The organism is Candidatus Obscuribacterales bacterium, from assembly GCA_036703605.1.
In the GTDB taxonomy this organism is placed as follows: domain Bacteria; phylum Cyanobacteriota; class Cyanobacteriia; order RECH01; family RECH01; genus RECH01.
This window is the reverse complement of record DATNRH010001040.1, coordinates 1-9,684: the sequence shown is the minus strand read 5'-3', so window position 1 is coordinate 9,684 and position 9,684 is coordinate 1. Positions and strand designations below refer to the sequence as shown.

The following is a 9,684-nucleotide window of genomic DNA, read 5'->3' as shown; positions in this document are numbered from 1 at the left end:
ATCTCTTCCAATGCCATGACGGCTTGACGTACGGCAGCTAGCGTCGGAATACCCACATGTTCAATGAAAACGGACTGGGTGGCAGCAGTTCCGCCCTGCATACCATCAACGACTACCACATCGGCTCCAGCATGAACCGCTAGTTTGACGTCGTTGTAGGGACGGGAAGCTCCAACTTTTACGTAGATTGGTTTTTCCCAGTCTGTAATCTCTCGTAGCTCTTGAATTTTAATCGTGAGGTCATCAGGGCCTGTCCAGTCAGGATGGCGGCAGGCGGAACGCTGATCAACACCTTCAGGTAAGGTACGCATGTCAGCCACGCGAGGGTTAATTTTTTGTCCCAGCAACATACCACCGCCGCCGGGCTTGGCTCCTTGTCCGATGACAATTTCGATGGCATCTGCTTTGCGTACGTCATCAGGATTAAAGCCGTAGCGAGAGGGCAGACATTGGTAAACCAAAGTTTTTGAGGATTGGCGTTCCTCCTGAGTCATGCCGCCGTCGCCGGTGGTGGTGCTGGTGCCCATGGCTGTGGCAGCTCGCCCTAGGGCATCTTTCACATTGGCGGATAAAGAACCAAAGCTCATGCCAGCAATGGTGATGGGAATATCGAGCTCAATAGGCTTTTTAGCGAAACGGGTACCCAAGATAGTTTTTGTCAGACATTTCTCTCGGTAGCCTTCCAAGGGATAGCGAGTCAACGATGCACCCAGGAAAACCAGATCATCGAAGTGGGGTAGCTTGCGTTTTGCTCCCAGTCCACGAATTTCGTAGAGACCGTGGGCAGCCGCATTGTAGATGTAGTTCATCATGCGGCGATCGTAGCCCCAGGATTCTTCTAGGCTGAGGCGTTGGTTAACGTTGTCGGGCGATGCGGTCATATCAATAGTCCTGCTTTGCGTCGGCGTTCCAGTGGTAGAGTTGGCGCGCGGAGGCCACGCGCTGAAAGTCGGTAGGATCGTAGCTGAGTCCAGCTTGTTCCAGTAAGTTGGCAACGATCGCTTGATCGCTTTCGGTCATCGGTTCAATTTGGGCATCAGCTCCCAGAGACTTAATAGTGCCGCGCACATAGAGCACAGCTTCGTAGAGAGAGTCGCCCAAGGCATCTCCCGCGTCGCCACAGATCACCATGCGTCCGGCTTGGGCCATGAAGGCGGAAAAGCTACCAACGCTACCGCCCACAACGATGTCAGCTCCTTTGAGAGAGATGCCGCAGCGCAGTCCCGCATCGCCATTGATCACCAACAGTCCCCCTTGGGCGGAGGCACCAGCAGAAACTGAGGCAAATCCTTTGACATGAACTCGACCGGACATCATATTTTCGGCAACGCCTGCCCCGGCATTGCCATGGATGGTGACGGATGCTTGCTGATTCATGCCGGCAGCGTAATAGCCTGTGTGGCCGTGGATATCAACTGCGATCGCCTCCTGTAACCCCACAGCTAAATTATGGATCCCATTAGGATGAAGAATATCAACCTGGTCTCCGGAACTAACCTGGTGATGTAGATAATGATTGACCTCCCGTAAAGATACGGTTGTGAGGTCAAAAGGGGTTATCTTGGTTGTAGAATTCATGACACCGTCCATACGTACATTTCCTCAGGTGCGGGCTCATAGAGGGTAGCGTGGTCTATGTCGGGAAGGTGGGCTAGGGAGCGAAATTCGGAAGCGATCGCTACGTAGTCATCGGTTTCAGCTACAATGGCAGGCTTACAGGCAAAAGCATCCCGCACTAGCGCTAGGGTATCTTGGGTACCCATCAGAAACGTAAAGAAACCGTCTAGTTCTTCAAATCCCTTTTGCAGAGCAGATTTAAGATCATCACCTTCCTGCATTCGCCATTCTAAATAGCGACAGGCAGCTTCTGTATCATTATCTGTATCAAAGTGAATGCCACGGGGTTCTAGCATTCGTCGGATAGAATAGGGATTAGATAATGATCCATTGTGGACGAGGCAAAAGTCTTCCCCAGCCGTAAAAGGGTGGGCATGGGCTGGGGTGACGGCCGACTCGGTGGCCATGCGGGTGTGAGCAACAACATGGGTGCCCTTGAGCCGGCTAAAGCCATAGCGCTCAGCCACGGCGGCAGGCTGGCCTTCATCTTTGTAGAGATCAATGGTACGCCCCGTAGATAGGATATGCACTGCAGGATAATGCTCGTGGATCCAAGGTTTGACAACAGCAGGAGATAAACTAGCACTTAGAATGCCATGGTTACCTTGGGTATGGATCTGAGCTGTACCGCCAAGCTGCTGGTGTAGTGCCTGGGCAAGTTGCCCCCAATCCACAACGGTGGTGCCAGAGTAGAGGCTATATTTGCGATCGCTTTCCGCAATAGGCTGGGTAAAAACTGCAAGACCGGCGGAGTCGGGGCCGCGTTCAGCCATGCCAATCAGCATGGGCACGGTCAGGGCTCCGAGGGAGTCTCGCAGGGCTGGATTTTTTATGAGTAGACCAACAATTCCGCACATGGTTTTGGGTGACGTAAGTGAACATTAACTCCGGTTCTTGTCTTGAGGAAGAGGAGCTAGCGAGAGCCTTAGGTTTGTCGTCACACTACAAATCTGTGATAGGGGACAAACATCCTGCTGATCTTGCTACGTTCTCTCTCAAGCAGAACGTTGAACGTATTTACCTCCCTGACTCACGATCATAGAAACGTGCCGCACCGATGGGACCACCGCCCAGATCTTGAGCAATGGTCACAAGGGTTTGCCATAGATAAACTCCAAAGGTACCGTCACACCAGATACGATAGAATGGTAGTCCATCGAGATTGCCCGGAATCACCACCACGCTAACTCCAATCATGGATGTTAAAACTACGGGCTGTTCAGTAAGATCAAGGTCTTGGAAATTAACGCTACACGTTTGCCGTAGAAGCTCAGGAACTGCACATCCGGTGAGGGCGATCGCTAAATCTTGGCGCAAGACAGGATAAACCTTGGGAGGTACGTTCATCATCTGTTGGGCTAGCTGGGAGGCGATTGCTCCCGCCCAGCCATCTTCAATCAGGAATTCGGTAGTTCCTAAGCGGGCGATCAGTCCATTGTTTGGTAAAGTACACCATTGATTGGGACGTTGGGGAACAGGTAACCCCTGGGATGCTAGCCAGGCAGCAGCTCCCGCCCCTTTTACACCCCATCGAGTTAAGAAGGAGCGATCGCATATCCCTAAAGTATCGCCCTGAAGATCCTCAGGGGTAGACCAAACAGTGGACATACCATGGATGTCTCGCCAAGTTGCTGAGGACGAGAGACAATCTTGAACTGGACTAGCCCGCATCATACAAACGCCTCCTCGCGACTCACGGTCGCCTGACGGTGATTATCTGGATCATAGAAAGGGGTGGGGGCAACGGTGGCGGTGACCATGCTGCCGTCGGTAAGCCGAATCGTGATCTCAGTACCGATCGCCGTTAGCTCAGGCTGTAGATAAGCTAGTCCCACATAGCGTTTTAAGCTTGGACTATAGCCAATGCTAGTTACTCGCCCAGCAATATCGCCGTTGTAGATTACGAGATGACATTCCTGAGGTGGATTGCCCTGGAATCTCTTCAGCAGGGTAAAGCCAGCTAATAGCTGCTTGGGCGATCGCTGCTTAAGAATCTGTAAACTACGCTGTCCGACAAAAAATGGTTTATCCATTTTCACGGCCCAGCCCAGATTAGCGTCGTAGGGTGTGGTCAACCCATCCGTATCTTGTCCCACAATCACATGTCCCTTTTCTAATCGCAGAAGCCGCTGTGCCTCTACTCCAAAAGGACGAATCCCCAGAGGTTTCCCAGCGGTCATCAGGGCATCCCACAGCGCCTGGCCTTGGTCAGCGGGCACATGCAGCTCATAGCCCCATTCACCCACAAAACCAACCCGCATCAGCAGGGTCGGAATGCCCGCGATCGCCCCTTGACGCACCGCTAGATAGGGGAAGGCTTCGGGTGATAGGTCTAGATCCGTGAGGGTTTGCAGGAGAGAGAGTGATCGCGGCCCTGCCAGATTCACCGCCGCTCGGGCACCGGTCAGGTTGACAAGACCGCAGTCCATCTGCCACAGGGTAATTAAGCGGCTTAGCTCTCGATAAATACGGGCAGAGCCAGAGGTAGTGGTGGTGAAGTAAACATGATCGGCGGCCAACCGCGCCACGACTCCGTCATCGATCACCACCCCAGATTCATCCACCATCAAGGCATAGCGGCTGCTGCCCACCTTCATCTTGGCAAACTTACCTGTGTAGACACGTTCCAAGAATGCCATGGTATCCGGGCCGCGTAGCTCTATCTTACCGAGAGTGCCCACATCAATTAAGCCCACCCGGGTACGCACCGCCATCACCTCCTGCTGAATGCAGGCCTCCCGTGTTAGCCCCGGACGATGGTAGTAAGCGGGCCGCTGCCACTGACCGGCGGGCATCCAGACTGCACTCTGCTCAGCATGACGACGATGGAGGGGCGATCGCCGCTCGGGCATGAAGCCCCGTCCTGCCAGATGGGCCATGGGTACCGGATGAAACATGGGACGAGCGGTGGTGGTGCCGATGGCGTCAGGGGGCAGTTGGCGCAGATGAGCTAAGATCCGTAGGGCATTCATATTTGAATGTTTACCCTGGCTAGGGCCCATACCCACTGTGGTATAGCGTTTCAGTAATTCAATGTTGTCAAACCCCTCCTGTACAGCATGGATAAAATCGTCATAGTGCAGATCTTCGTCAAAATCCACAAAATTCTTACCCTTAGGATGGGCAATCATCGGATAGGGATGGGAGGGACATTCCGGGGCGATCGCTCTCTCTAAACTAGGTGCCGTATCCACAAGTCCCAACCTGTGAGCCGCTGCCAGGCCAGCTCGCTGTCCATCCCGTTGCTTATCTTCCCAGTCATAGACCCCATTCACCCGTCCGCAGGCCAAGATACCCGCTGGCAAGCGATCGGGGACAAACTGCTGCACCGTCTCATCAAAGCGCATCGTCACCCCAGCTTGATACAGCAAATTCGCCGTTGGAGCCCAGCCCACACTCATCACCACCCCATCACAGGCTAGGGTCTGGGTAAAGCCGGTCTGGGGCTGGCCGTTTGTATCAAGGGGACAGACGACCACCGAGGCTACCCCATCCCCGCCTGGAATGGAGCAGGCTTCATAGAGACAGGATTGGGAGAGAATTTGGATACCCCGGTCTCGCACGGCCCGCATCGGATCGGTGACCAGGGGCTGCGATCGCATCTCCACCACCGCCACTACCGTTACACCCTGGGCGGCCAAATCCAGCGCCGCCCGGTAGCCGTCACTGTTGGACGTCAAGACCACTGCCCGCTCCATCGGCTGAACGGCATAGCGATAGATCAATCGCTGGGCCGCTGATGCCAGCATCACCCCCGGCAGATCATTGTTGCGAAACACTGCCGGTTGCTCATAGGCACCCGCCGCCACAATCACTGCCTGAGCGCGCATCTTGGCAATATAGTCTCGATGCACCAAGGGTACCCAATGGTCGGCATAGTAGCCCGCTGCCACGGTGTCTGTGTAGAGACGAATGCGGGGATGCTGCTGCACCTGAGCCACAAGGGCATCGGTTTGGCGCGATCGCTCTCCATCATCGCCCCGTTGATAGTGCCCCGATCCGCCAGCACGGGCATTCTCATCCACCACCACCACGTCTGCCCCTGCCTCCGCCGCTGCGATCGCTGCCGTGAGACCAGAAACTCCCGATCCAATCACCAGCACATCACAAAAGTCGTAGCGCTTAGGCGTGCGCAGGCGGGGCGTGGTGATATCCACCGCCCCTAAGCCGGTGATAGAGCGGATGACGCGCTCCCAGAACGGAAACAGATTCTTATCTAGAAAGGCTTTGTAGTAGAAGCCGACGGGCAAAAAGCGAGACAAGCGATCCAGGACACTGGCGCGATCGCCCTGAACCCCACCAAAGGTATGAATCGCCGTCAGATCCATGCCCGACTCCACCGGCACCACATCCGCCCGTAGATTTAACTTGGGGCCATCCTGCATCAGCACATTAACATCGTGATTGGCGAGACTGAGGATACCTCGGGGGCGATGGTACTTAAAACTGCGCCCCAACACCCGCCGCCCCGCCGCCCATAGGGCACTGCTGACGGTGTCACCCTGATAGCCGGTGATGGCCTCCCCCTCAAAGGTAAAGGAGCGCGGCTGATGGCGATCGATCCATTCACCGGAGATAGGTGGCAAGCGCTTCATGGCGATACCTCCTCAAGCACCTGGTTACCATACAAATAAGTACAGTAAATCTCATCCGTTAAGGTATGCCGCTCAGCAATAAACCAGGTATTGCTAGGCGTATGGCACCACCATTCCTGCTTGAGCCCGGGTACATTATTTTGGTTAAAAATATAGTCTGCCCAAGTGGCATCATCCGCCGTTGCCGGATCAGGCATGGGCCGCAGCTCACCACCGTAGAAAAATTCTGAAATCGGTCGTTGTCCATTGATAGGACAGGTCATCAGTTTCATGGTATCGTCCTCAACAGCTCTAACCCGATCGCTCCAAGCTTGTCCTTAAGGTTCTCTCAATATCTCCTCAATGCCCCTAATGTCCCACCGATGCCGCTCCTTTTTCACCTACGAGATCGTACCGTTCAAAACGATCTAGAGAAAACTCGCGAATTAACTCATGGGGGCGATCGCCAGCTACGGTAGCCGCCATAGTTTTTCCACAGACTGGCGTGGCCTTAAAGCCCCAGGTACCCCAGCCGGAGTCGAGATAAAATCCATCAATGGGTGTTTTTCCCATAATCGGTGCAAAGTCTGGGGTCATATCGGCCATACCCGCCCACTGGCGGACAATCTTCACGTGGGATAAAAAGGGAAATAGATCGAGCATATGAGTACAAAGACCTTCAACAAAATCAAAGGTAGACCTGGTGGAATGCAGCTCGTAGGGATCCAACGATGCTCCCATCACCAGCTCGCCCCGCGCCGTTTGGCTGACATAGACATGCAGACTACCGGATACAATAATGGCATCTAGCCAAGCCTTCATCGGTTCACTGACCATGGCTTGCAGGGGGTGGACATAGAGGGGCGATCGCAATCTCACCATGTCCAGTAGACGTGGCGTAGAGCCGGCCACGGCGCAGAGTACCTTATTTGTGGAAATATTGCCCTGATTGGTCTGTAAACCGGTCACCCGCCCAGACTTCACCGTAATACCGGTTACCTCCGTTTGTTGATGGATCTCGACACCCCGCTGATCAGCACCTCGCCCATAGCCCCAAGCCACGGCATCATGACGGGCGATGCTGCCGGGAGCATGGTACAGGGCTCCTAGGACAGGTAAATGTCCCCCACAGTGCAAGTCCATTTCAGGACAGGCGTCCTGGATCTCTTGGGGGCCCACCAGCTCACTCTCCACGCCGAAGTGCTTATTCACCTCTGCCCGCCAGCGCATAGTACGCAGGGCTGAGTCGGTGTGGGCTAGGGTAAAATGTCCTCGGGTGGAATAAAAGAGATTGAGATTAAAGTCCTGCGCTAGATCCTGCCAAAGGGTGACCGATTGATCATAGAACTTGACACCTTCGGGAGTCAGGTAATTGGAGCGAATAATTGTGGTATTGCGCCCGGTATTGCCGCCGCCTAAATATCCTTTTTCAATCACCGCTACATTCGTAATACCGTGATCTTTTGCAAGATAGTAGGCCGCCGCCAGCCCATGGCCACCACCGCCAATAATCACCACATCATAGTGGGATTTAAGGCGATCGGGCTGGCGAAACATGCGCGGTTCTGGGTAGGTCTGAGATAATCCAAATTTGAGAAGACGCAGTGGCATGGTGGAGTCCCTGGGATAGGCTAGGGTGTGAGCGGCAATTGTGACATGCGGGCGGAATGGGAGAATCTGGGGTTGCGCTTTCTGAGACTAACCTAGGATTAACGGAATACGACGGTTTTATTGCCATAGACAAAGACTCGATCCTCAATGTGCGATCGCAATCCTCTAGCTAGGACAGTTTTTTCAATATCACGACCGTAGCGAACAATGTCATCAATCGAGTCGGAATGATCAACGCGAATCACATCTTGTTCAATAATCGGCCCATCATCCAGGTCTGAGGTAACGTAATGACAGGTGGCTCCCACCAGCTTGACGCCGCGTTCATAGGCTTGGTGGTAGGGCTTAGCGCCAATAAACGACGGCAGGAACGAATGGTGGATATTAATAATGCGGTTGGGATAGCGATCGCACATCTCCGGTGACAGAATTTGCATATAGCGGGCCAGCACCATCACATCGCCCTTGGCCTGATCAAAGAGATGGGCAATTTTATCAAAGGCGGTCTGTTTATCATCTTTAGGAACCGGTACGCAGTAGTAAGGAATTTGATGCCATTCCACAAACTCCCGAAAGGTTTCGTGGTTGGAAATCACGCAGGGAATATCCACGTCCAGCTCACCACTGCGCCAGCGCGCAAAGAGATCATAGAGACAGTGATCGGGTTTGGAGACCAAAATCACGACCCGAGGCTTGCGGGCCGAGTCGGTAATCGCCCAATCCATCTGAAAGTCGTGAGCGATCGCTGCAAACGCTTCCTCAAACTCCGCCACGGTTTGGAAGGGCAGGGAGTCTGCCAAAATCTCCTGGCGCATGAAAAATCGAGACACCGGCTGATCGGCATGGTGCTGGGCTTCCACAATCCAGCCGTTGTGCTGGGCCACAAAGGTGCTCACTACCGCTACAATGCCCACCCGGTCAGGGCAGGACAAGGTCAACCGATATCGCCTGGAAGATGCCATGGGAGTTATCAACAGGAAACTTTAGTGAACATCATGGGCAAAAGTTTCCCAAATGTCAACATAGTTTCTTGTAGTGATACTCGATGCTACAATAAAACTCCCGATGTCTACGGAAGGACTACCCCGATCGCCCTGAGGACAACTGCCATGATCGATCCCACCGTCAAGCTACCCGCCGTTGGTGAACCCGAGGCGATCGCTGATTCCCTCGCCCGCTATCTGGGCAGCACCATTCGTGAGCTACGCCAAAAACATGGACTGACCATTGCCGACGTGGCGGAGCAGGCGGGGATCTCTCGGGGCATGTTGTCGAAAATTGAAAATGCTCAAACCTCCACCAGTTTAGACACCTTGGTAAAACTAGCTAATGCTTTGGGGATTTCGCTCTCCAAGCTATTTCGCAACTACCATGTTTCCGGTGGCGGTGCGCAGTTGGTGAAACGGGGAGAGGGCATGGAAGTGGTGCGGCGCGGTACTCGCAGCGGTCATACCTATCAACTTCTAGCTTATGATCAAGGGCCGACTAAACTCTTTGAGCCATTTCTCATTACCATTGACGATGCCTTCGAAATTTTCCCCACCTTCGAACACCCTGGCATGGAATTTTTGCATATTCTAGAAGGTAAAATGGAATATCGCCATGGTCAGCACACTTACCTATTAGAACCCGGTGATTCCCTCACCTTTCGTGGCGAAACGCCCCATGGCCCCGAAAAGTTGATTGAGCTACCCATTCGTTTCTTAGCTATTATTTATTACCCCACGCCTAATGGTTTGGATCTACGCTAAGACCCTATCCACCTCTCATCCTTCAAGCAGCTCAGGATAAACCAAGAAGCTCTGATATTAAATTAGGCTAAACGTGTTATGTATTCAAGACCCTAGCAGCACCTAGATGTTGGTAGCTTTGGCAAGGAGAC

General features: G+C 53.6%; 9 protein-coding genes. 1 reads left to right on the top strand and 8 read right to left on the bottom strand.

All coding sequences use genetic code 11. From position 1 onward, the window contains the following. From V6D20_21270 to purU, 8 genes are all read right to left on the bottom strand, one after another. On the bottom strand, positions 1–881 hold an 881-nt coding region (locus V6D20_21270), incomplete at its 3' end, for an FMN-binding glutamate synthase family protein (GenBank protein HEY9818312.1). Between the two features lies 1 nt (position 882). After that, complete coding sequence (locus V6D20_21265) at positions 883–1,578, bottom strand: hypothetical protein (GenBank protein ID HEY9818311.1); 696 nt, start codon at positions 1,576–1,578, stop codon at positions 883–885. Next, positions 1,575–2,474 (bottom strand): class II glutamine amidotransferase, encoded by a 900-nt coding sequence (locus tag V6D20_21260; protein ID HEY9818310.1) that lies wholly within the window; start codon positions 2,472–2,474, stop codon positions 1,575–1,577. Before V6D20_21260 ends, V6D20_21265 begins: the two co-directional genes overlap by 4 nt. A 160-nt stretch (positions 2,475–2,634) precedes the next feature. Then, positions 2,635–3,291, bottom strand: coding sequence for a hypothetical protein (locus tag V6D20_21255; GenBank protein ID HEY9818309.1), 657 nt, complete (start codon positions 3,289–3,291; stop codon positions 2,635–2,637). After that, entirely contained in the window at positions 3,288–6,212 is a 2,925-nt protein-coding gene (locus V6D20_21250; protein ID HEY9818308.1) for a 2Fe-2S iron-sulfur cluster-binding protein, read from the bottom strand. Before V6D20_21250 ends, V6D20_21255 begins: the two co-directional genes overlap by 4 nt. Continuing rightward, positions 6,209–6,484: a sarcosine oxidase subunit delta gene (locus V6D20_21245; protein ID HEY9818307.1), complete on the bottom strand. Its 276-nt coding sequence runs from the start codon at positions 6,482–6,484 to the stop codon at positions 6,209–6,211. Before V6D20_21245 ends, V6D20_21250 begins: the two co-directional genes overlap by 4 nt. Before the next feature lie 76 nt (positions 6,485–6,560). Then, on the bottom strand, positions 6,561–7,802 hold the full coding sequence (locus V6D20_21240) for an FAD-dependent oxidoreductase (protein ID HEY9818306.1): 1,242 nt from the start codon (positions 7,800–7,802) through the stop codon (positions 6,561–6,563). A gap of 98 nt (positions 7,803–7,900) precedes the next feature. After that, a complete protein-coding gene (purU, locus tag V6D20_21235; protein ID HEY9818305.1) occupies positions 7,901–8,764 on the bottom strand; it encodes a formyltetrahydrofolate deformylase in 864 nt (287 codons plus the stop codon). A 147-nt stretch (positions 8,765–8,911) separates the two neighbouring features. Between purU and V6D20_21230 the strand changes: the two genes are divergently transcribed. Continuing rightward, positions 8,912–9,553, top strand: a complete 642-nt coding sequence (locus V6D20_21230; GenBank protein HEY9818304.1) for an XRE family transcriptional regulator — start codon at positions 8,912–8,914, stop codon at positions 9,551–9,553. Positions 9,554–9,684: the final 131 nt, after the last annotated feature.